The sequence below is a fragment of the Stenotrophomonas sp. YJH_SMC_33 genome (assembly GCF_059372295.1).
Map to the genome: position 1 here is coordinate 82,577 of NZ_JCAFVJ010000003.1, position 21,283 is coordinate 103,859.

Consider the following 21,283-nt stretch of genomic DNA (forward strand, 5'->3'; position numbering starts at 1 on the left):
TGGAAGATGACCTGAAGATGAACGAGGGCGCCCGGTTCGTCAACTTGGCGTGAAATCTACAACTCTGGCCGGCCCTGGTTGCGTTCCAAAGCAGAAGGCCCCGCTGGAGCGGGGCCTTCTGCAGCACAAGTGGCGTCAGCGGATCAGCGGCCACCGAACTCGTACTTGGCCTGCACGTAGATGGCTCGCCCGTAGGCGTTGTACAGGTAATTGTTGTACGGCTGGCCACTGGTGCCGGCGAAGCTGAAGCGCTGGTTGTCCGGCATCCTGTTGAAGACGTTGTTGACCATCAGCGACAGGGTCAGGTTGTCCAGCGCGCGATAGTTCACGCTCAGGTTGTAGGTGGTGTAGGAGCCCCACTTGCCCGCCTTGTAGCCGGAGCTGTGCACATAGTCGTAGCCATTGCCCAGGTATGCCATGTAGTTCGGCGTCTTGCCGATGTAGTTGGCATACAGGGTAGTGGTCCACTTGTCCTTGGCCCAGCCGATCGAGCCGTCCGCGCGCACCTTTGCGTAAGAGTCGTACACCCACATCGCGTAGGGGTCACGCAGCAGGTCCAGGAACTCATCGCCCGGCTGCGGCTGCAGCTCGCGCTTGAGCATGTCGGTGTAGTTGCCCGAGAACTGCAACGAACCGAAGCGACCCATGTCGTGCACGTACTTGAAGCTGGCGGTCAAAGCTTCCAGGTTCTGGCGCGCAACATTCATCTTCGGGGTGTAGATCTCGTCCAGCACGCCGGATGCATCACGGGTGATCCAGTCGTTGACGTTCTGGCAGCTTGCAGAGGTGTTGTTGGCCTGGTCGTTACGGCAGTAGTACTCGGCCAGCAGCAACTGGTCCGAACTGAGGGTGTCGACCTCGTTCTTGATTTTCCAGTTGTAGTAGTCAACCGACAGCGAGAGGTTATTGATCGGAGCCCACACCACGCCCGCGTTCCACACGTCGGCGGTGATAGGCTCCAGGTCCGGGTTGCCCGAACGCGTACCGAACACCGATACGCTGTCATACGGGCAGCCAGCGGTGTTGCTCGGGGCATACCCCAACTGGCCGCAACGGTAGTAGTCGGTGGAGCCGTTGGCATAGTAGCCACTGCGGCCCTGGAAGGCATCGGACAGGGTCGGCGCGCGGAAGGCCGTCCCGTACTTGCCACGGAACAGCAGGCTCTCGATCGGGCGGAACTCGATGCCGATGCTGTAGGTGGACTTGTCGACGGTGTTGCTGCCGATCTTGAAGGCGTCGTAGCGGCCGGATCCGGTCACGGTCAGCATGTCATGCAGCGGCAGGCGCAGTTCGCCTGTCACGGCGTAATTGCTGCGGTGGCCAGCGCCGGAGACCGCCGTGGTGCCCCAGACGCTGCCATCCATCAGGCCCGGATCGGGAGTGTAGTCCCAACCTTCGCTGCCACCCTCGACCACCACCGCCAGGCCGGCGTCGCCACCGGGCAGCTTGAACAGCGACCCGTTGGTGACCTGGGCCCGGGCCAAATTCTGCCAGGTACGGCTCTGGCTGTAGCTGTAGCCGGTGAACGTCTGGAAATCACCTGCCGGCAGTGGCGCATAGAACGCTTCCCAGTTCGGGCTGTAGATGTTGTAGCCCGTGCTGGTAGTACCCAGCACCGGGCCCAGCACACGCTGCTCGAAGTAGTCGTTGATCGGATCGTTCCAGCGCACGAAGTTGCGCTCGGTCAGCTTGTACTCGCCACGGGTGAAGCTGACGCTGTAGTCCCAGTTGCCGGCCGTGCCGCGGCCGCCCAGTGTCACCTGGTAGGCCTTGTTGCGGTCGGTGTTCATGATGTCGCGGTAGCCGGCGCCGCCGATGTCTTCCGGGGCGAACACGCGCTGCAGGTTCATGTACTGGCCGCTGGCCTGGTCGTAGAAGCGACCCCAGCCGGACGAGGTGCCCCACCAGGTGTAGTTGGAGCCGGTCGCATACTTGACCTCTTCCAGGCTGTACAGCGCATCGCCAAACAGCTGCAGGTTGTCATTGAGGTCAAAGGTGGCAGAGCTATAGATCTGTGCGCTTTCCTTGCCGTTCTTGATGGTCTTGTAGCCGGTGCCGTACACCGAGCCGCATGCCTGGCCGGTCGGGCGGGTGCCCAGCACGGTGGTACCGTCGAACTGGCCCGCCACGTTGGCGCAGAGGTTCGGGTCCATCATGGCGTAGCGGTTGTTGGCGGCCGGCAGCAGCACCAGGAAATCGTTGGAAACGTACTGCGGGCTGTAGCCGTCTGGATTGTTGACCTTGGTCAGGTCGCGCTGGTAACCCCAGATCGGGCTGGTCTTTTCGTACTGCACGTTGACCAGCGCGTGGAAGCGGTCATCGACGCCATTGAACCCGTGTGCGCCGCTCAGGCGGAAACTGTTGCCACCGCCTTCGCTGTAGGCGCCGCCACGGACGTTGAGAACGCCGCCGTCCATGCGTTCCTTGAGGATGATGTTGACCACGCCGGCAATCGCATCCGAGCCATACAGGGAGGACTGGCCACCCGGCAGGATCTCGATGCGCTCCACGATGTCGATGGGAATGCCGCTGATGTTGTTGAACGTATCGCCGCCGTTGTACAGCGCTGGATACGAAAGCATCGGGCGGCCATTGATGAGGTACTTGGTGTAGCCCGGGCTGAGGCCGAACATGCCGGCCGCTTCGGCGCCCTGGGTGAACGAGGCCGAGGTCTGGCCGCCCTGGAGGCCGCCCGTGGACAGTGAGGACTGCTGCAGTACGTCGGCCACACTGGTGAAGCCGCGGGTCTGGATGTCCTCGGCGGTGACGGTCAGGACCGGCGTGTGGTTCTCGATTTCGGTCTGTGGAATCAGCGAGCCGGTGACGGTGACGCGGTCAAGCTGGGTCGGTGCGTTGCCGCTTTGCGCCAGCGCGGTACCGGAGGCGAGCAGGGTGCCAAGCAGGGCGAGGGTCAGTGGGTGGCGCAGCGGCGTGGAGCGATGGCAAGACATGATGGATCCCCGTATGAGCGTTGTCGCCTGGCTGACGTCCTCCCTGACAGCTTTCATGATTTGTTCAGTTGCAATCCATTCAGCTGGACCGTAACGCGGCGTTCACGTAGACAAAATAGTCCAGTCACAACAACAGGCTGGCTTTCTCTGAAAAAGTTCTTTTAAATCAAAAGCTAAGGCTGCTTGTTTGGGAATGTTTCAAAATGTTGCGCTGCGGAACGGTGTTGTTCACTTTTACATTCAATATATAAATCAATAGCTTACGTAACGACCGGCATGCTAATGAAATATTAACAAATGGTGTGGATGTGGATTCGTGCAACATTTGTTAAAAAAAGGCCCCGCCGAAGCGGGGCCGTTGGTCCAACAGAGGTGTGCTGCTTACTTCCCGCCGAACTCGTACCTGGCCTGCACGTAGACGGCGCGGCCGTAAGGGTTGTAGATGCTGCTGTTATAGGGAGCGCCGACGTTGCCGGCGTAACTGTGTGCCTGACCGTCGGGCATCTTGTTGAACACGTTGTTGACCATCATCGACAGCGTCAGGTTATCCATCGCCTGATAGTTCACGCTCAGGTTGTAGGTGGTGTATGAGCCCCACTTGCCGGCCTGGTAGCCGGACGGATGCACGTAGTCGTAGCCCTTGCCCAGGTACGCCATGCGGTTTGGCGTCTTGCCGATGTAGTTGAAGTACAACGTGGTAGTCCACTTGTCCTTCGCCCAGCCCACCGCACCGTCGGCACGCACCTTGGCGTACTGGTCGTAGTTCCACATCGCGTACGGGTCGCGCAGCAGGTCCAGATACTCATCGCCCGGTTGCGGCTGCAGCTCGCGCTTGATCATGTTGGTGTAGTTGCTGGAGAACTGCAGCGCGCCGAAGCGGCCGATGTCCTGCACGTACTTGAAGCTGGCCGTTACCGCCTGCAGGTTCTGGCTGGCGATGTTCATCTTGGGCGTGTAGATCTGTTCCAGCTTGCCGGCGCCATCGCGGGTGATCCAGTCGTTTACGTTCTGGCAACTGGCCGAGGTGTTGTTGGTCTGGCCATTACGGCAGTAGTACTCGGCCAGCAGCAACTGGTCGGAGCTGAGCGTATTGACCTCGTTCTTGATCTTCCAGTTGTAGTAGTCCACCGACACCGACAGGTTGTTGATCGGCGCCCACACGATGCCGGCATTCCAGACGTCGGCGGTGATCGCTTCCAGCTCCGGGTTGCCTGACTGCTCGCCGAACACCGATTCATTGGCATAGGGACAACCCACCGTGTCGCTGGGGTTGAAGCCGAGCTGTCCACAGCGGAAGTAGTCGATCGAACCATTGGCGTAGTACCCACTGCGCCCCTGGAACGCGTCGGACAGGCTGGGCGCGCGGAAGGCGGTGCCGTACTTGCCACGGAACAGCAGGCTTTCGATCGGGCGGAACTCGATACCGATGCTGTAGGTCGATTTGTCGACGGTCTTTTCGGCGATCCTGAACGCGTCGTAACGTCCGGAGGCGGTCACGGTCAGCGACTCCAGCAGCGGCATGCGCAGCTCGCTGGTCACCGCGTAGTTGCTGCGATGGCCGGCACCGGCCACCGAGGTTGTGCCCCACACGCTACCGTCCAGCAGGCGCTGGTCAGGGGTGTACGACCAGCCTTCGCTGCCGGCTTCGGCCACCACGGCCAGTCCGGCATCACCACCAGGCAGCTTGAACAGCGAACCGTTGGTGATCTGCGCGCGGCCCAGGTTCTGCCAGGTGCGGCTCTTGTTGTAGGTGAAGCCGGTGAAGGTCTGGAAATCACCGGCCGGCAGCGGCGAATAGAACGCGCTCCAATTGGGGCTGTAGATGTTGTAGCCGTCGTCGGTGATGCCCAGTACCGGGCCCAGCACGCGGTCTTCGAAGTAGCTGTCGATCTCGTTCGCCCAGCGCGCAAAGCTGCGCTCGGTCAGCTTGTACTCACCTCGGCTGAAGCTGGCGCTGTAATCCCAGTTGCCGAAGTTGCCACGCCCTCCCAACGTGACCTGGTAGGCCTTGTTGCGATCAGTGCTCATGGTGTCACGGTAGCCGGCGGGACCGATGTCCTCCGGCGCGAACGCGCGCTGCAGGTTCATGTATTCGCCGCTGGCCTGGTCGACGAACGCACCGAAGCCGACATCACTGCCCCAGAACGCGTAGCCCGAACCGGCGTTGTACTGGACCTCCTCCAGGCTGTACAGCGCATCGGCGAACAGCTGGAAGTTGTCGTTGACATCAAAGGACATCGACGAATAGATCTGGCTGCTTTCCTTGCCGTTCTTCAGCGTCTTGTAGCCAGCGCTGAAGGGCGAGCCGCAAGATTCACCGACCGCGCGCGTGCCCAGTACGGTGGTGCCGCCGAACTGGCTGGCCACGTTGGCACAGCGGCTTGGATCCATCATCACGTAGGCGTTCTGCTGGTCCGGCAGGTAGACCAGGAAGTCGTTGGTCGGAACCTGTGGCGTGTAGCCACGGGTGTTGTTCTGCTTGGTCAGGTCGCGCTGGTAACCCCAGATCGGACTGCTCTTCTCGTACTGCACGTTGACCAGCGCATGGAAACGGTCATCGAAGGCGTTGAAGCCATGCGCGCCACTGACTCGGAAATCGTTGCCGCCACCCTCGGTGTAGGCGCCGCCACGCACGTTCAGTACGCCGCCGTCCATGTGGTCCTTGAGGATGATGTTGACCACGCCGGCGATCGCGTCCGAGCCGTACAGCGACGATTGGCCGCCCGGCAGAATCTCGATGCGCTCGACGATGTCGATCGGGATGCCGCTGAGATTGTTGAAGGTGTCGCTGCCGTTGTAGAGAGCGGGGTAGGACAGCATCGGCCGCCCGTTGATCAGGTACTTGGTGTAGCTCGGGCTGAGGCCGAACATGCCTGAGGCTTCGGCGCCCTGGGTGAACGAAGCTGAGGTCTGGCCGCCCTGCAGCCCGCCAGTGGTCAGCGAATTCTGCTGCAGTACTTCGGCCACGCTGGTGAAGCCGCGGGTCTGGATGTCCTCGGCGGTAACAGTCAGGACCGGCGTGTGGTTCTCGATCTGTGTCTGCGGGATCAGTGAGCCGGTGACGGTTACGCGTCCGAGATCGGTGGGCGTGTTTTCCTGGGCGAGCGCGATCGCGCTGCTGCCGGCCAGGATCAGGCCGCTGAGGACGGCGCGGGTGAGCGGGTGACGCGGGAAGCCATTACGAGACATGCGGTACTCCGTGTGGTCGTGAGAAACGCGTTTTCCCTTTCCTGGGAACTCATGGATGGTTCAGCAGCCTTCAAAACCAGAATGGCGGCGTTTTTCGAACGTAACACACGCTTAACCTGATTTGCGCGACTTTGTAATGTGTTGAGCTGGGGCTGGCCTTGAATAATATTTTTCTTTTACAAAACAATTGGTTGCATTAATCAGTGGACTTTGCCGAATCTGGCTGAATGAATGATGAGTAAATAAATGCTGGCTGGCGGCGGAAGTCGCTGTTCCGCGCTGAATATCGATCCAAAAAAAAGGCCCCGCCGAAGCGGGGCCTGGTCCGGAATCAAACCCGGAAAACGACGGGATTACTTGCCGAAGTCGTACTTGGCCTGCACGTACACGGTGCGACCGTAGACGTTGTACAGGTAGTTGTTGAACGGCGTGCCGGAGGTGCCCTGGTAGCTGTGGGCCTGCTGTTCGGGCATCTTGTTGAACACGTTGTTGACCATCAGCGACAGGGTCAGGTCATCCTGCGCACGGTAGTTCACGCTCAGGTTGTAGGTGGTGTACGAACCCCACTTGCCTGCCTTGTAGCCCGATGCGGCGTGGGTGTACTCGTAGCCGTTCAGGCCTGCCAGGTAGTTCGGGGTGTGGCCGATGTAGTTCGCGTACAGCGTGGTGGTCCACTTGTCCAGCGACCAGGCCACCGACGCGTCGGAACGGACCTTGGCGTAGCTGTCGTAGTTCCACATCGACTTCGGGTTGCCCAGCAGGTCCTGGAAGTCCTCACCCGGCTGCGCCTGCACTTCACGCTTCAGCATGTTGGTGTAGTTGCCCGAGAACTGCAGCGAACCGAAGCGGCCGATGTCCTGCAGGTACTTGAAGCCGACGGTCACGGCCTGCAGGTTCTGCCGGGCCACGTTCATCTTCGGGGTGTACAGCGAGCTCAGGTTGCCGGCCGAATCGCGCACGACCCAGTCGGCCACGTTCTGGCAGGTGGCCGAGGAGCCATTCGGCAGGCCGTTGCGGCAGTAGTACTCGGCCAGCAGCAGCTGGTCGGTGCTGGCCGTATCGACTTCGTTCTCGATCTTCCAGTTGTAGTAGTCGGCCGAGATCGACAGGTTTGCCATCGGTGCCCAGACGATACCCGCGTTCCAGACGTCGGCGGTGATCGGCTCCAGGTCCGGGTTGCCGGCACGCTCGGAATAGACCGAGACGCTGTCGGCGTAGCGGCAGGCGTCGGTGTTGCCCGGGGTGTAGCCCAGCTCGCCGCAACGGTAGTAGTCGGTCGAGTTGGCAGCATAGTAGCCGCTGCGACCCTGGAAGGCGTCGGGCAGGGTCGGCGCGCGGAAGGCGGTGCCGTACTTGCCGCGGAACAGCAGGCTTTCGATCGGACGGAACTCCACGCCCACGCTGTAGGTGGCCTTGTCGACGGTGTTGTCGGCGATCTTGAAGGCGTCATAGCGACCGGAAGCGGTCACCGTCAGCGACTCCAGCAGCGGCATGCGCAGTTCGCTGGTCACCGCATAGTTGCTGCGATGGCCGTTGCCGGCAACAGCCGACGAGCCCCACACGTCGCCGTCCAGCAGGCGCTGGTCGGGGCTGTAGTCCCAGCCTTCGCTGCCGCCTTCGACGACCACGGCCAGGCCCGCATCGCCACCCGGCAGCGAGAACAGCGAACCGTTGGTGACCTGCGCGCGAGCCAGGTTCTGCCAGGTGCGGCTGTGGTTGGTGGTGTAACCGGTGAAGCCAGCGAAATCTTCCGGCGAGATCGGCGAGTAGAACGCGCCCCAGTTGGTGCTGTAGATGCCGAAGCCATCCTTGGTGCCCAGCTGCGGGCCGAGCACCTTGTCGGCGAAGTAGCTGTTGATGGCATTGCCGAAGCGCTGGAACTTGCTTTCATCCAGGCGATATTCGCCGCGGGTGAAGCTCAGGCTGTAGTCCCAGTTGCCCACTGCGCCCTTGCCGCCCAGGGTGACCTGGTAGGCACGGCTCTTGTCGTTGTTCAGGATGCTCTTGTAGCCTTCGCCGCCGATGTCTTCCGGAGCAAAGGCGCGCTGCAGGTTGACCAGCTTGCCTGACGCCTGGTCGTAGAAGCCGCCCATGGTGCTCTTGGTGCCCCACCACAGGTAGTTCGAGCCCGAGGTGTACTCGGTCTTTTCCTTGCTGTACAGCACGTCGGCGAACAGCTGGAAGTTGTCGTTCACGTCGAAGGTCATCGACGAATAGAACTGGCCGCTGTCCTTGCCGTTCTTCAGGGTCTTGTAACCGGCGCCGAACACCGAGCCGCAGGACTGGCCGGTCGGGCGGTTGGCCAGCACGGTGGTGCCGCCAAACTGGCCGGCGACATTGGCGCAGTTGCCCGGGTCCATCATGTACAGCGCATTGGTCTTGGCGTCGATGACGGCGAAGTCGTTCGACGGCAGCTGTGCGGTATAGCCGTGGGTGTTGTTCTGCTTGGTCAGGTCACGCTGGTAGCCCCAGATCGGGTTGCTGCTTTCGATCTGCACGTTGACCAGCGCATTGAAGCGGTCGTCCAGCGCCGAGAAGCCGTGCGCGCCACTGATGCGGAAGCTGCTGCCACCGCCTTCGGTGGAGGTGCCGCCACGCACGGACAGGCTGCCGCCTTCCATGTGGTCCTTCAGGATGATGTTGACCACGCCGGCGATCGCGTCCGAACCGTACAGGGAGGACTGGCCGCCCGGCAGGACTTCGATGCGCTCGACGATGTCGATCGGAATGCCGCTGATGTTGTTGAACGCGTCGCCGCCGTTGTACAGCGCCGGGTAGGACATCATCGGGCGGCCGTTGATCAGGTACTTGGTGTACCCCGGATTCAGGCCGAACATGCCAGCGGCTTCAGCGCCCTGGGTGAACGAGGCGGAGGTCTGGCCACCCTGGATGCCGCCGGTGGTCAGCGAAGACTGCTGCAGCACTTCGGCGACGCTGTTGAAGCCGCGCGACTGGATGGCTTCAGCGCTGATGGTCATGACCGGGGTCTGGGTCTCAACCTGGGTCTGCGGGATCAGCGAACCGGTGACGGTGATCTTGTCCAGGTTGGTGGCCTTGTCCTGGGCCATTGCCGGCGAGGCGGCGACCAGGGCGGAAATCAAGGCGACGGCGAGGGTGTTGCGACGTGCGGAATTGCGAAGGTCTTTCATGTAGTTCCGTTCAAAGAGCAAATACAAATACGGCACTGCGCATGCGCCATCGTGCGTGCAATGAAACAGCGACGCAGCCCAAAACCAGTGCTTAGCGAACGTAACATGAACTTAACAACCTGTGCACGAATCTGTAGCAATCCTGAATTTCAGTCAGCTTGTGTCCAGCTTGTATGATGTTGGGTTATTCCCCCTGACCCGCCGGTGCTCGTTGTGAACAGTTCTCCCCGCCGTCCCCATGCAAGCCAGGTCCAGAAGGGACTCACGCCGCATGCCCGCATCCGCAACGTGATCGCGGTTGGTTCGGGCAAGGGCGGCGTCGGCAAGTCGACCACCGCAGTCAATCTGGCCGTGGCGCTGCAGCAGCTTGGCGCACGCGTGGGCGTGCTTGACGCGGACATCTATGGGCCGAGCGTACCGGCCATGCTGGGCCTGTCCGGTCGTCCGGAAAGCCCTGACAACAAGAGCATCGAGCCGCTGCGCGCGTTCGGCGTGGACACCATGTCGATCGGCTACCTGATCGAAGAGGATACGCCGATGATCTGGCGTGGGCCGATGGCCACCTCGGCGATGACCCAGCTGTTCAATGACACGCTGTGGGATGACCTGGATTTCCTGCTGATCGACCTGCCGCCGGGCACCGGTGACATCCAGCTGACCCTGACCCAGAAGATTCCGCTGGCCGGTGCGGTGATCGTTACCACGCCGCAGGACATCGCCACGCTGGATGCGAAGAAGGCGCTGAAGATGTTCGAGAAGGTGGAGGTGCCGGTGCTGGGCATCGTCGAGAATATGGCGGTACATACCTGCAGCAGCTGCGGGCATGTCGAGCACCTGTTCGGCGAGGGCGGCGGCGAGCGCATGGCCGCGCAGTATGGTGTGCCGTTGCTGGGTTCGCTGCCGCTGCAGATCGGCATCCGCGAGCAGGGGGATGCTGGCACTCCGATCACCGTGGCGCAGCCCGATTCGGTGCCAGCCCAGGCCTACCGCCATGCCGCCCAGCGCCTGATCGAGGAAGTGGGCAAGCGCCCGCGTGCCTCCATTCCGATTCTCTCTTCGCTGCTGTAGGTGCCAGGGCAGGGCCGCCGGCGACGCCCGGCCCCCTGCTAGAATCCACGCGCCCCCTCGTACCCAGGACAAAGCATGAGCATCAAGAGTGACCGTTGGATCCGCCGCATGTCCGAGCAGCACGGCATGATCGAGCCGTTCGAGGCCGGGCAGGTCAAGCAGGCCAATGGCGAGCGCATCGTCAGCTACGGCACCTCCAGCTACGGGTACGACGTCCGTTGCTCGCGCGAGTTCAAGGTGTTCACCAACATCAACTCGACGATTGTCGATCCCAAGCATTTCGATTCGGGCAGCTTCGTCGACATCACGGCCGATGAGTGCATCATCCCGCCGAACAGCTTCGCCCTGGCGCGTACCGTGGAGTACTTCCGCATCCCGCGCGACACCCTGGTGGTGTGCCTGGGCAAGAGCACCTACGCGCGCTGCGGCATCATCGTCAACGTGACCCCGTTGGAACCGGAGTGGGAAGGCCACGTCACCCTGGAATTCAGCAACACCACGCCGCTGCCGGCCCGCATCTATGCCAACGAAGGCGTGGCGCAGATGCTGTTCTTCCAGGCCGCGGCCGATGACATCTGCGAGACGTCGTACCGCGATCGTGGCGGCAAGTACCAGGGCCAGACCGGCGTGACCCTGCCGCGGACCTGATCGCCCGCGTCATTGCATGACGAAAGCGCCGGGCCGTGCCCGGCGTTTTCGCATGGTCCACGCGGTGCGTTCGCCGGGCACGACCCGGCGCTACGTCATTTGCCGCGACCGAACAGCATCGCAATGCCCACGCCCACCAGTGCCACCGGCCACCAGGTCAGCAGCAGCTTGGACAGGTTCAGGTGCGTCCAGCCGAGGTTGCTGGCGAGCATGAACAGGCCGATCAGGATCAGCAGGATGGCGGCAACGAGGTTGAATCGCATCGGGTCGGGCAAGGCTCAGGAACGGGCTGGATATCCTAGCCGTTCCTTCCAGTAGGCGACATGCTGGTCCAGCGCCGCAGGCTCGTAGCGGTGCGCCGGGCCGCTACCCCAGACCGGGCCGGGCCAGGCCGGATCGCCGTCATGGCGGCCGATCACATGGAAGTGCAGCTGGCGCACGATGTTGCCCAGCGCGCCGATATTGATCTTCTCCACGCCGTCGTGGCCCTTCAGGGCCTTGCAGGCGCGGTTGAGCTCGGTGCGCAGCTTGTCCTGCTGCTCGCCGTCCAGCTCGATCCACTCGGTCACCCCGGCCAGGCGTGGTACCAGCACCAGCCAGGGGAATCGTTCGTCGTTCATCAGCCGCACTTGCGACAACGGTCCTTCCGCCACCAGCACGCTATCGGTGGCCAGGCGTGAATCGAGTTCGAATTCGCTCATCCAAGATGCTCCGAGAAGAAGTCCAGGGTGCGTTGCAGCGCCAGGGCGGCGCTGTCTGGATCATACGCATGTCCGACCTCGCGGTTGAAGGCGTGGTCGGCCGGATAGACGAAAGTGGCCATCTGCGGCAGCTTGTCGCGGTGGGCCTGGACGGCCTCCGGCGGGATGCTCCTGTCCTGGGTGCCGAAGTGGAAGATCACCGGCGCCTTGGGTGTCTCATCGAGGAACTGGACGTTGCGTGCGCCGTAGTAGCTGACCGACGGCAGCCCGAGCCGCAGCGCCGACAGCATCGCCACCGTGCCGCCCCAGCAGTAGCCGACGGTGCCGACCTTGCCGTAGGGGGCCAGCCGGGTGGCCGCCGCGCGGACCACTTCCAGCGCCTTCTCCATGCCCAGCGCGCTGACCCTTTCCAGGCCCTGCTTCACGCCGTCGGCGTCGTAGGGCAGGGCATCCGGGTCGGCATCGGGTCCATCGACCAGGTCGAAGAACGAAGGAGCCAGCACCGCATAGCCCTCGGCGGCGAAGCGCTCGGCCACGCCGCGGATGTGCGGGTTGGCGCCAAAAATCTCCTGCACCACCACCAGCCCGCCTCGCGCGGTGCCCTCGGGGAGTGCCTGCCAGGCCCGTACCGCGCCGTGGTGCGTATCCAGGGTGATCCATTCGTTCATCGCGGCTGACTCGCTTTGGAAACTGAAACCCGATTATCCGGTGCGCGTCAGTGCACGTCATGTCGGCAGTTGGGCCGGATCGGTGATCTCCAGCTGCCTGGCGTCTCCAGCCATCTGCGGGCAGGGTTGGAAACCATGGCCTAGGGTGGTTAGATGGCGGGGCACCACTGCGCTTGATCGTAGTTGGCGCCGCACGTGCGTTTTTTCGTCAAATTAACGGAGTGATTGATGAAGAGCATGATCGTGATGGCAGTAATGGGCATTTCATTGCTTGCGGTGATGGGGCCTGCCAAGGCTGCGGACCCTTATCCGAGGTGCACCGCGTGCTCCAGGGGCTGGGCCGAGTGTGTAGCAAACAACGGTGCTGATCACCCGATCTGTCAGCACAAGCAACTCGTATGCGATCAGATCTGCGCATGGGAGATCCCGGTAGTGGGCATCCCATCTGCCTTGGACGCGGGCGGGCGCGAGGCTCCGACAGGCAGGCTGGAGCTTGCTGTGGCGATGGCCAAGCGATTGTCCAGCTCCTGAGGTACAAGGGGCCGAACGACGGCCCCTTCCTCGGGGCGCGTCTCAGGGCGCGGGACGACAGCGGCGAGCCATCAGGCCAGCCCGGTATCCTCACTGGGGCGGCTGGCCGTTCAGAGCGCCGCCGCCAACCCCGGTATACTGGCGCCCTTTCAGGCCCCGGCCCCCAGGACCCCCTGCCATGCCGGCAGGGGCCCAGGCCCCCAGAGTCCCGCGATTCCATGTCCCAGCTGAACCCCAAAGTCGGCTTCGTCAGCCTTGGCTGCCCGAAGGCCCTTGTCGATTCCGAGCGCATCCTCACCCAGCTCCGCTCGGAAGGCTACGACATCGTCCCGTCCTACGATTCGGCCGACGTGGTGGTGGTCAACACCTGTGGCTTCATCGATTCTGCGGTGACCGAGTCGCTGGACGCGATCGGCGAGGCGATGAACCAGAACGGCAAGGTCATCGTCACCGGCTGCCTGGGCAAGCGCCCGGAGCAGATCCGCGAGGCCTACCCGAACGTGCTGGCGGTGTCCGGCCCGCAGGACTACCAGAGCGTGATGGAAGCGGTGCATGAAGCACTGCCGCCCAAGCACGATCCGTTCGTGGACCTGGTGCCCGACTACGGTATCAAGCTGACCCCGCGGCACTACGCGTACCTGAAGATTTCCGAGGGCTGCAACCACAAATGCAGCTTCTGCATCATTCCGTCGATGCGCGGCAAGCTGGTTTCGCGCCCGGTCGACGAGGTGCTGCGTGAAGCCGAGCGCCTGGTGCGTGGCGGCGTGCGCGAGCTGCTGGTGGTTTCGCAGGACACCTCGGCCTACGGCGTGGACGTGAAGTACGCCGAAAAGATGTGGCGCGACAAGGCCTACCAGACCCGTTTGAAGGCGCTGTGCGAAGGCCTGTCGGAGCTGGATGCGTGGGTGCGCATGCACTACGTCTACCCGTATCCGCACGTGGACGAAGTGGTGCCGCTGATGGCCGAGAACCGCATCCTGTCGTACCTGGACATCCCGTTCCAGCATGCCAGCCCGCGCATCCTGCGCCTGATGAAGCGCCCCGGCGCAGTCGAAAAGACCCTGGAGCGCGTGCAGAACTGGCGCCGTATCGCGCCGGACATCACTGTGCGTTCGACCTTCATCGTCGGCTTCCCGGGGGAAACCGAAGCCGAGTTCGAGGAACTGCTGTCGTTCCTTGACGAAGCGCAGCTGGATCGCGTGGGCGCGTTCGCCTATTCGCCGGTAGAGGGCGCCACCGCCAATGACCTGCCCGACGCTGTGCCGGAAGAAGTAAAGCAGGAACGCCTGGCCCGTTTCATGGAGAAGCAGGCGCAGATTTCCGCCGCGCGCCTGGAAGCCAAGATCGGGACCGTGCAGCAGTGCCTGGTCGATGCCATCGAAGGCGATATCGCCGTGGCCCGCTCCAGGGCCGATGCGCCGGAGATCGACGGCCTGGTGCATATCCAGAACGCCGATCAGGTGCCGCTGCGGGTGGGCGAGTTCGTCGACGTGGAAATCACCGAGAGCGACGAGCACGACCTGTACGGCGATGCGCTGCCGGCCAATGCCCGCCCGGCGTTCGACCTCAAGGTACTGTGATCGCAACGGCCGCCGCCGGTGACGGCAGCGGTGTCCGGCGCTTCGTGCCGCCGCCGCGTGCGGCGGTCGATCCGCAGGTGTTCGCGCATCCGTTGTTTGCCGGATTGCAGGATTTCCGGGATCTGCTGCTCGGCCCTCGCTGGCCGTCCATCGCTGCACTTGATGCGCGCCTGGCATTGCCCGGGAAGCGCCTGGTTGAACAGGACGCCGCGCTGCTGGCCGATGGCCTGCACTACGAAGTCCGCATCGCGCAGGGGCGCATCGCCACCCGCGCAGACAACTGGCACGACCTGTTCAATGCGCTGGTCTGGGCCTCATGCCCACAGCTGAAGCGTGCGCTCAATGTGCAGCAGTGCGGGCATATCGAGGCCATGCCGCCCGGCCAGCGCAACCGCGCGCAGGCCGCGTTGACCCAGTTCGACGAAACCGGTGTGATCGTGCGCGTGCGCGATGACTCACTGCGGGCTGCCTGGGATGCACACGACTGGCCCGCGTTGTTTGACCCGGTGAACTGGCAGAGCGATGACATCGCCATCACCGCGGTATTCGGGCATGCGCTGATGGAACAGGCACTGCTGCCAGGGCGATTGCTGGTGGGCAAGTGCGTGGTGGTGTACAGCGATGCCGATGCGGCCTGCGTTGACGCGGTGGCCGTGGCCATCGCCGAGGGCAGGGCGGTGACCGATCCCTTGCAGCTGCGTCCGCTGCCGTTGGCTGGAATCCCGGGGTGGCACGAGGGACAGGATGCCGCCTTCTATCGCAATGCCGACTACTTCCGCCCGCTGCGTGCCGGCCGCGCGTACCCGCCGCCATTGCACGGGGCCATGTAGAGTCGACTGTCAGTCGACTGCTCTTCGTTCCGAGGCCGTGAGCGCCTGACAGATGGCTTTGGCGAGTCATCAACCGCGATGAAGATCGCGGTGCGTTTGCCGTCCCGCTGTGGAGGTTTGTGCCGCGCTTCGCGCGGTAGTCGACTGACAGGCGACTCTACACCGTCTCGTATTCCACGCCGATCACCGCAAAGGTGAACCGCCCGCCGGGCAGCTCCACCGAAAACTCGTCATCCAGCCGCTTCTTCAGCAGCGCACGCGCCAGCGGCGAGTCGATGCTGATCCAGCCCAGGCCTGCGTCAGTCTCGTCCGGGCCGACAATGCGGTAGCGGCTGGTGTCGCCACTGTCCACGTTCTCCAGCTCCACCCACGCGCCGAAGAACACCGCCAGCGGATCGGTTGGCGTAGTGTCGACCACGCGCAGTGATTCCAGCCGCTTGGTCAGGTAGCGCACGCGGCGGTCGATCTCGCCCAGCTGCTTCTTGCGGTAGGTGTACTCGGCATTTTCCGAACGGTCGCCTTCTGCGGCGGCTGCGGCCAGTGCTTTCACCACTTCGGGCCGCCGTACCCGCCACAGGTCATCCAGTTCGGCCTTCAGCCGAGCGTGGCCGGAGGCGGTGATCAGGGCGGTGCTCTTTTCTGCAGGGGGACGCCAGCGCGACATGCAATACGACTTCTTTTCCGGAGGACGAACGGAGGGTGGGGTCAGACTCCGCTCCCGCGGGAAGGGCTCTGACCCCAGCAGCGGCGGATCAGATCAGCGCTTGCCGCCGAAGATGCCGCCCAGCAGGCCGCGCACGATCTGGTTGCCCAGCTTGGTGCCGACCGTGCGCGTGGTCTGCTTGGCCATGGTCTCGATCATGCCCTGGCGGCGCTTGGTGCCGAAAATCGCATCCTTGATCGCCTGGCCGAAACCGCCTTCCTGCGCATCGTCCTGTTCGCGGCTGCGCGCGGCTGGCGCCTGCGCCTGCTCGACGCTCTTCTGTGCGCGCTGGGCCAGCAGTTCGGCAGCCGATTCGCGGTTGATCGCGGTGTCGTAGCGACTGCCGACCGGGCTGCCGGCACGCACCTGGGCGCGCTCGGCTTCGGTGATCGGCCCCATCCGGCAGCGTGGCGGCGCGATCATCGTCTGCTGCACCGGCATCGGCACGCCCTTGTCCTGCAGCGTGGAAACCAAGGCCTCACCGGTGCCGAGCTGGCTCAGTACCTTGGCCACGTCCAGCTTAGGGTTCGGCACGAACGTCTCGGCCGCGGTCTTCACCGCTTTCTGGTCGCGCGGGGTGAACGCCCGCAGCGCGTGCTGCACGCGGTTGCCGAGCTGGCCGAGGATGTTGCCCGGCACGTCGTCGGGGAACTGCGAGCAGAAGTACACGCCCACGCCCTTGGAGCGGATCAGGCGCACCACCTGCTCGATGCGCTGCACCAGCGACGGCGGTGCGTCGTCGAACAGCAGGTGGGCCTCGTCGAAGATGAAGACCAGCTTCGGCTTGTCCAGGTCGCCCACCTCCGGCAGTTGTTCGAACAGCTCCGACAGCAGCCACAGCAGGAAGGTGGAATAGAGCTTGGGCTTGAGCACAAGCTGGTCGGCGGCGAGGATGCCGATCATGCCGCGGCCGTCGTGATTGACCCGCATGATGTCGGCCAGTTCCAGGGCCGGCTCACCGAAGAAGTTCTCGCCGCCATCCTGCGCCAGGCGCAGCACCGACCGCTGGATCGCAGCGATGGACTGCGCGCTGACCAGGCCGTACTCGGTGGAGATGTCCTTGCGCTCCTCGGCCACCAGGCCAAGCAGGGCGCGCAGGTCGTCCATGTCCAGCAGCAGCAGGCCACGGTCGTCGGCCAGCTTGAACACGATGTCGAGCACGCCGGACTGGGTGTCGTTCAACTCGAGGATGCGCGCCAGCAGGGTCGGGCCCATCTCGCTGACCGTGGTGCGCACCGGGTGACCCAGCTTGCCGTACAGGTCCCAGAAAATGGTCGGGCTGGCGGCCGGTGCGTAGTCGGCCACGCCGATCTCGGCGGCGCGCTTGAGCAGGTTCTCGGCGCCGGTGCCGGGCACCGCCAGGCCGGACACATCGCCCTTCACATCGGCCAGGAACACCGGCACGCCCAGCCGCGAGAAGCCCTCGGCCAGGGTCATCAGGGTCACGGTCTTGCCGGTACCGGTGGCGCCGGCCACCAGGCCGTGGCGGTTGCCGAGTTTCGGCAGCAGGGTGACGGCCACATCGTCGGTGATGCCTTTGCCGAGCAGAATCGGATCCATGGTCCAGCCCTTGTGGTGAATAGCCCAATGTTAACCGCCGGCGGTGACGGTCCGAAGGTCGGCTTGCCCGGACCTTGGCGGCGCCGCTACTCTGCCTGCCTGTTTCGCACACAGTGCCATCAATGCCCGTTCCTGTCCTGATTTCCCGCGGTTGGCCGCTGCTGGCCCTGGCCGGCCTGGTTTCCCTGGCGCCCGACGCCCATGCGCAGCGGGTTTCGGCCCGGGACAAGGTGAAGGTGGATGCGCTGCAGCAGCGCATGACCGTCGCCGAGAAGCGTTACAGCGATGCGCTGCTGCTGGTCGCCAATGCCGACCCCAAGGGCAGCAACGAGGCCGACGCCGCGCTGGAGGACATGGAAGACGTTCTCAACGACTGCGTGAAGCAGAAGGGCTGCCAGATGGGCACGCTGCTGGCCAGCTACAAGCGCCTGCTCAAGCACGACGCAGATGCGGCGGGCAGCGATGAGGTGGCCGACGAGGGCGGTGACCGGCTGGAAGCCGACCCCGACCATATCGGCCCGCTTACCGCCGACGTGCCGGAGGCGGCCCGCGCCGCAGCGCTGCTCAACGACAAGCGGCACGCCTTCGACAGCATGGTCGAATACAACCCGGCCGTGCAGGCGGGCATCCGCCGCTGGCTGACCGACATGCGCCCGGCGCTGCTGACCAGCTACGAGAACTACCAGAACCTGCGTGCGGTGATGTGGCCGGAGTGGGAAAAGCGCGGCCTGCCCGAGGCGCTGCTGTTCGGCATCATGGCCAAGGAGTCCAACGGCCGCGTGCATGCCTCCTCGCGCGCCGGCGCCGCCGGCCTGATGCAGTTCATGCCGGCTACCGGCCGCCGCTTCGGCCTTGGCCCGGATGGCACCGGCTTCGACACCCGCTTTGACGCGCGCAGCGCCGCCGAAGCCAGCGCCAGTTACCTCAACGAGCGCCTGCGCGAACTGAACAACAACGTGGAAATGTCGGTGGCCGCCTACAATGGTGGCGAAGGCCGCGCCGCGCGCGTGTTCAAGCAGAGCGCCGGGCAGAGCTTCTGGACCGACAGCGTCTACAACCAGTTCCCCGGCGAGACCAAGGACTACGTGCCGATGGTGATCGCCGCGGCCTGGATCTTCCTGCACCCGCAGCAGTACGGCGTGGAATTCCCGAAGATCAGCGCGCAGCCGGCCACGCTGCGCCTGGCCAAGTCCACCACCATCTACGAACTGACCATCTGCCTGGGCAGCCACGGCACCCGCGATGGCTACATGCGCGCGCTGCGCAACCTCAACCCGCGCTATGAAGCCGACGGCTGGATTCCGGCCGGCACGCTGATCAACGCTACCACCCGCATCGCCGGCCTGTACCAGCGCAACTGCGTCAGCGGCCCGCGTGCCGACCTGGCCCGTACCCTGATCACCGCCGACCTGAACGCGGCGATCAAGCGCCCGGCCGCCGCCGGCTACACCGGCAGCGTGGCCGTGGGCGGCGTGGTGCCGGTGGCCGACGCCGCAGCCTCCACCAGCGTGCCGACCACCCCGGTCGCTCCGGTGGCCGCGCCGCGCCCGGCCGCACGGCCAAAGCCGCCGCGCAGCCACAAGGTGGGCCGGGGTGAAACCCTGGGCGCCATTGCCGCGAAGTTCCAGTGCGATGTGCCGACCCTGGCCCGCGCCAACGGCCTGAAGGCCCCGGCCTACAGCCTGCGCCAGGGCCAGACGCTGAAGCTGCAGGGCTGCGACAAGTAATTCCCACGACCGCTGGAATCTGCAATGGACCTCGAAGACACCCGCAACCTGTTCGCCAACCTCCGCGAAAACACCGACTGGGACATCAAGGGCCCGTTGCTGTGGGGGTACTTCTTCGTGCACTCCACCGCTGAGCCGCTGCAGGCGCTGGCAGAGCACCTGCAGGCGGAGGGCTATACCTTCGTGGAATTGTTCGAGCAGGAGCCGGAAGAGGGCGACGCGCCGTTCCACGTGCTGCATGTAGAGCGCGTGGAGATCCACGACGAAGCCTCGCTGGACCGCCGCAACCAGGAATTCGCAGCGCTGGCCGCGGAGAAGGGCGTGGAAGACTACGACGGCATGGACGTCGGTCCGGCCCCGGTCCTGCAGTGACGCGCTTCTGGCTGTAGAGCCGAGCCCATGCTCGGCTTCCTTTGCCCACAGAAATGCATGGCCGGTTGCAGCCAGTAGCCGAGCATGGGCTCGGCTCTACATGTACCTCAGCGCAGCTTCGCCAGCGCCTGGCCCAGCTGCACCGGGCTTTCAGCGGCCAGCTGCGGGGCGAACTCAGCCACGCCCGGCGGCAGCAGCACGATCACGGTCGAACCGTAGTTGAAGCGCGCCATCTCGGCGAAGCGCTCCAGCCTGATGCCCTGGCCGCGGTAGTCCTTGCGCGTGATGCGGTCGCCATAATGCGGAATTTCCTCGCCGCTCCACACGGTTTCGACGCCCGATACCAGCAACGCACCCACCATCACGCTGACCATCGGGCCGAAGCTGGTGTCGAAGTGGCAGACCAGGCGCTCGTTGCGGGCGAACAGGCGCGGCACGCCGTTCACTGCGGCCGGGCCGACGCTGAACAGGCGGCCCGGCACGTGCACGGTCTCGCGCAGGGTGCCGGTCCACGGCATGTGCACGCGGTGGTAGTCGCGCGGCGACAGATACACAGTCGCGTACAGGCCGTCGTTGTACGGTTTGGCATCCTCGTCACTGCCCAGCAGTTCGGCGGCGGTGAACGATTGGCCCTTGGCCTGGAAGATGCGGCCGGCCTCGATCCTGCCGAGCTGGCTGATGCGGCCGTCGGCCGGCATCACCAGGCTGCGCGGATCGGCGTCGGCCACGCGCGCGCCCGGCTTCAGCGCGCGGGTGAAGAACTGGTTGAAGGTCGCATAGCTGCGCGGGTCCGGGTTGGCCGCTTCGTCCAGGTTCACGTTGAACTTGCGGGTGACCGTGTCGATCAGCCAGCGCGACACGCGCGGATCGTCCGAGTACGCCAGCGAACGCGCCATCGAAGACAGCAGGCGGTGGGGCAGGGCGTACGTCAGGGCGGTGGTGAGGCTCATGGGGAGGTTTTCTCGGTCAGCTTCTGCAGGTCGCGGGCGATCGCCGGCGCGTTGAACGGGGGGCGTACCAGGCCGGCAAGGCGGCCCTGCGGGTCGAGCACGGCCAGGCTGGCCGAATGCTCGACGGTGTAATCCTCGGGGTTCTCGTCGAAGTGCTTGCCCGGCACCTTCTGGAACACGAAACCGAGCGAGGTGGCGAAGCGCTCCAGCGACGGGATATCGGCGGTGGCGGCCAGGGTGTCCTTGTGGAAGCCGTGCGCGTATTCGCCGAGCCGGGTGGCGCTGTCACGATCCGGGTCGACCGAGATGAACAGCACGCGCGGGCGCAAGCTGTCGGGCAGGGCCTCCCACTGGTTCTGCGCGCCAGCCAGCTCGGCCAGGGTGGTCGGGCAGACGTCCGGGCAGAAGGTGAAGCCCAGGAACACCAGCGTCCAGTGGCCCTTCAGCTCGCCCGGTATCAGGCGGGTGCCGTCGGACTGGGCCAGGTTGAAGTCGGGCAGTTCGCGCGGCTGCGGGTACAGCGTGATCGCTTCGGTGGCCGGGGCATTGGCCGGCGGCTTCGGCGCAAACACCTGCTGGGCGGCCAGCAGGCCCAGGCCCGCCGCCAGGGCGATCAGCAGGATGATGCCGGCATTGCGATTGAACATGGGTGCCCC

The 21,283-nt window shown here is 64.3% G+C and carries 17 protein-coding genes; 7 read left to right on the forward strand and 10 right to left on the reverse strand.

Annotation, left to right across the window (positions count from 1 at the left end; genetic code table 11):
• Positions 1-143 precede the first annotated feature (143 nt).
• The 3 genes from AC5P9W_RS07030 to AC5P9W_RS07040 all read right to left on the reverse strand — a co-directional run bounded on the left by AC5P9W_RS07030 (position 144) and on the right by AC5P9W_RS07040 (position 9,289).
• Complete coding sequence (locus AC5P9W_RS07030) at positions 144-2,951, reverse strand: TonB-dependent receptor domain-containing protein (protein WP_058981090.1); 2,808 nt, start codon at positions 2,949-2,951, stop codon at positions 144-146.
• A gap of 381 nt (positions 2,952-3,332) precedes the next feature.
• Complete coding sequence (locus AC5P9W_RS07035; protein WP_111102208.1) at positions 3,333-6,140, reverse strand: TonB-dependent receptor domain-containing protein; 2,808 nt, start codon at positions 6,138-6,140, stop codon at positions 3,333-3,335.
• 353 nt (positions 6,141-6,493) lie between these two features.
• Positions 6,494-9,289, reverse strand: coding sequence for a TonB-dependent receptor domain-containing protein (locus AC5P9W_RS07040; RefSeq protein WP_111102207.1), 2,796 nt, complete (start codon positions 9,287-9,289; stop codon positions 6,494-6,496).
• Positions 9,290-9,502: 213 nt separating this feature from the next.
• Between AC5P9W_RS07040 and apbC the strand changes: the two genes are divergently transcribed.
• Positions 9,503-10,357, forward strand: coding sequence for an iron-sulfur cluster carrier protein ApbC (gene apbC, locus AC5P9W_RS07045; protein ID WP_031270225.1), 855 nt, complete (start codon positions 9,503-9,505; stop codon positions 10,355-10,357).
• 75 nt (positions 10,358-10,432) lie between these two features.
• Complete coding sequence (gene dcd, locus AC5P9W_RS07050) at positions 10,433-11,005, forward strand: dCTP deaminase (protein ID WP_005410499.1); 573 nt, start codon at positions 10,433-10,435, stop codon at positions 11,003-11,005.
• 95 nt (positions 11,006-11,100) lie between these two features.
• On the opposite strand, the gene AC5P9W_RS07055 is transcribed toward dcd, so the two are convergent.
• The 3 genes from AC5P9W_RS07055 to AC5P9W_RS07065 are packed head-to-tail and all read right to left on the reverse strand — an operon-like array spanning position 11,101 to position 12,374.
• Positions 11,101-11,268 (reverse strand): LiaI-LiaF-like domain-containing protein, encoded by a 168-nt coding sequence (locus tag AC5P9W_RS07055; RefSeq protein ID WP_005410498.1) that lies wholly within the window; start codon positions 11,266-11,268, stop codon positions 11,101-11,103.
• Positions 11,269-11,283: 15 nt separating this feature from the next.
• Positions 11,284-11,706 (reverse strand): HIT domain-containing protein, encoded by a 423-nt coding sequence (locus AC5P9W_RS07060; RefSeq protein WP_019660615.1) that lies wholly within the window; start codon positions 11,704-11,706, stop codon positions 11,284-11,286.
• On the reverse strand, positions 11,703-12,374 hold the full coding sequence (locus tag AC5P9W_RS07065) for a dienelactone hydrolase family protein (RefSeq protein WP_021203402.1): 672 nt from the start codon (positions 12,372-12,374) through the stop codon (positions 11,703-11,705). The genes AC5P9W_RS07060 and AC5P9W_RS07065 overlap by 4 nt, the downstream gene beginning before the upstream one ends.
• A gap of 228 nt (positions 12,375-12,602) precedes the next feature.
• Between AC5P9W_RS07065 and AC5P9W_RS07070 the strand changes: the two genes are divergently transcribed.
• The 3 genes from AC5P9W_RS07070 to AC5P9W_RS07080 all read left to right on the forward strand — a co-directional run bounded on the left by AC5P9W_RS07070 (position 12,603) and on the right by AC5P9W_RS07080 (position 15,315).
• Positions 12,603-12,905 carry a hypothetical protein gene (locus AC5P9W_RS07070; RefSeq protein WP_021203403.1) on the forward strand — a complete coding sequence of 101 codons (303 nt, stop codon included), beginning with the start codon at positions 12,603-12,605 and terminating at the stop codon, positions 12,903-12,905.
• Positions 12,906-13,123: 218 nt separating this feature from the next.
• Entirely contained in the window at positions 13,124-14,485 is a 1,362-nt protein-coding gene (gene rimO / locus AC5P9W_RS07075) for a 30S ribosomal protein S12 methylthiotransferase RimO (RefSeq protein WP_111102206.1), read from the forward strand.
• Positions 14,485-15,315, forward strand: coding sequence for a DUF3025 domain-containing protein (locus AC5P9W_RS07080; protein WP_111102213.1), 831 nt, complete (start codon positions 14,485-14,487; stop codon positions 15,313-15,315). Before rimO ends, AC5P9W_RS07080 begins: the two co-directional genes overlap by 1 nt.
• A 157-nt stretch (positions 15,316-15,472) precedes the next feature.
• Here the strand turns inward: AC5P9W_RS07080 and greB are convergent, their stop codons facing one another.
• Together greB and AC5P9W_RS07090 are read right to left on the reverse strand one after the other, a co-directional pair.
• A complete protein-coding gene (gene greB, locus AC5P9W_RS07085; protein WP_019660611.1) occupies positions 15,473-15,979 on the reverse strand; it encodes a transcription elongation factor GreB in 507 nt (168 codons plus the stop codon).
• Between the two features lie 93 nt (positions 15,980-16,072).
• Complete coding sequence (locus tag AC5P9W_RS07090) at positions 16,073-17,578, reverse strand: helicase HerA-like domain-containing protein (protein ID WP_019660610.1); 1,506 nt, start codon at positions 17,576-17,578, stop codon at positions 16,073-16,075.
• Between the two features lie 122 nt (positions 17,579-17,700).
• Between AC5P9W_RS07090 and AC5P9W_RS07095 the strand changes: the two genes are divergently transcribed.
• Positions 17,701-19,305 (forward strand): transglycosylase SLT domain-containing protein, encoded by a 1,605-nt coding sequence (locus AC5P9W_RS07095; RefSeq protein WP_111102205.1) that lies wholly within the window; start codon positions 17,701-17,703, stop codon positions 19,303-19,305.
• 24 nt (positions 19,306-19,329) lie between these two features.
• A complete protein-coding gene (locus AC5P9W_RS07100; RefSeq protein ID WP_019660608.1) occupies positions 19,330-19,677 on the forward strand; it encodes a ribonuclease E inhibitor RraB in 348 nt (115 codons plus the stop codon).
• A 107-nt stretch (positions 19,678-19,784) separates the two neighbouring features.
• Here AC5P9W_RS07100 and asd read toward each other — a convergent pair whose 3' ends face one another.
• Both asd and AC5P9W_RS07110 read right to left on the reverse strand, forming a co-directional pair.
• The gene (asd, locus tag AC5P9W_RS07105; protein WP_021203408.1) at positions 19,785-20,627 is read right to left on the reverse strand and encodes an archaetidylserine decarboxylase; all 843 of its coding nucleotides are present in this window, start codon (positions 20,625-20,627) and stop codon (positions 19,785-19,787) included.
• Entirely contained in the window at positions 20,624-21,274 is a 651-nt protein-coding gene (locus AC5P9W_RS07110; RefSeq protein ID WP_197575128.1) for an SCO family protein, read from the reverse strand. The genes asd and AC5P9W_RS07110 overlap by 4 nt, the downstream gene beginning before the upstream one ends.
• Between the last annotated feature and the right edge of the window lie 9 nt (positions 21,275-21,283).

Bases quoted from the DNA above. Each gene is read 5' to 3' on its own strand.
- AC5P9W_RS07030 (WP_058981090.1), bottom strand. From the start codon at position 2,951: ATGTCTTGCCATCGCTCCACGCCGCTGCGCCACCCACTGACCCTCGCC.
- AC5P9W_RS07035 (WP_111102208.1), bottom strand. From the start codon at position 6,140: ATGTCTCGTAATGGCTTCCCGCGTCACCCGCTCACCCGCGCCGTCCTC.
- AC5P9W_RS07040 (WP_111102207.1), bottom strand. From the start codon at position 9,289: ATGAAAGACCTTCGCAATTCCGCACGTCGCAACACCCTCGCCGTCGCC.
- dcd (WP_005410499.1), top strand. From the start codon at position 10,433: ATGAGCATCAAGAGTGACCGTTGGATCCGCCGCATGTCCGAGCAGCAC.
- AC5P9W_RS07055 (WP_005410498.1), bottom strand. From the start codon at position 11,268: ATGCGATTCAACCTCGTTGCCGCCATCCTGCTGATCCTGATCGGCCTG.
- AC5P9W_RS07060 (WP_019660615.1), bottom strand. From the start codon at position 11,706: ATGAGCGAATTCGAACTCGATTCACGCCTGGCCACCGATAGCGTGCTG.
- AC5P9W_RS07065 (WP_021203402.1), bottom strand. From the start codon at position 12,374: ATGAACGAATGGATCACCCTGGATACGCACCACGGCGCGGTACGGGCC.
- AC5P9W_RS07070 (WP_021203403.1), top strand. From the start codon at position 12,603: ATGAAGAGCATGATCGTGATGGCAGTAATGGGCATTTCATTGCTTGCG.
- rimO (WP_111102206.1), top strand. From the start codon at position 13,124: ATGTCCCAGCTGAACCCCAAAGTCGGCTTCGTCAGCCTTGGCTGCCCG.
- greB (WP_019660611.1), bottom strand. From the start codon at position 15,979: ATGTCGCGCTGGCGTCCCCCTGCAGAAAAGAGCACCGCCCTGATCACC.
- AC5P9W_RS07090 (WP_019660610.1), bottom strand. From the start codon at position 17,578: ATGGATCCGATTCTGCTCGGCAAAGGCATCACCGACGATGTGGCCGTC.
- AC5P9W_RS07095 (WP_111102205.1), top strand. From the start codon at position 17,701: ATGCCCGTTCCTGTCCTGATTTCCCGCGGTTGGCCGCTGCTGGCCCTG.
- AC5P9W_RS07100 (WP_019660608.1), top strand. From the start codon at position 19,330: ATGGACCTCGAAGACACCCGCAACCTGTTCGCCAACCTCCGCGAAAAC.
- asd (WP_021203408.1), bottom strand. From the start codon at position 20,627: ATGAGCCTCACCACCGCCCTGACGTACGCCCTGCCCCACCGCCTGCTG.
- AC5P9W_RS07110 (WP_197575128.1), bottom strand. From the start codon at position 21,274: ATGTTCAATCGCAATGCCGGCATCATCCTGCTGATCGCCCTGGCGGCG.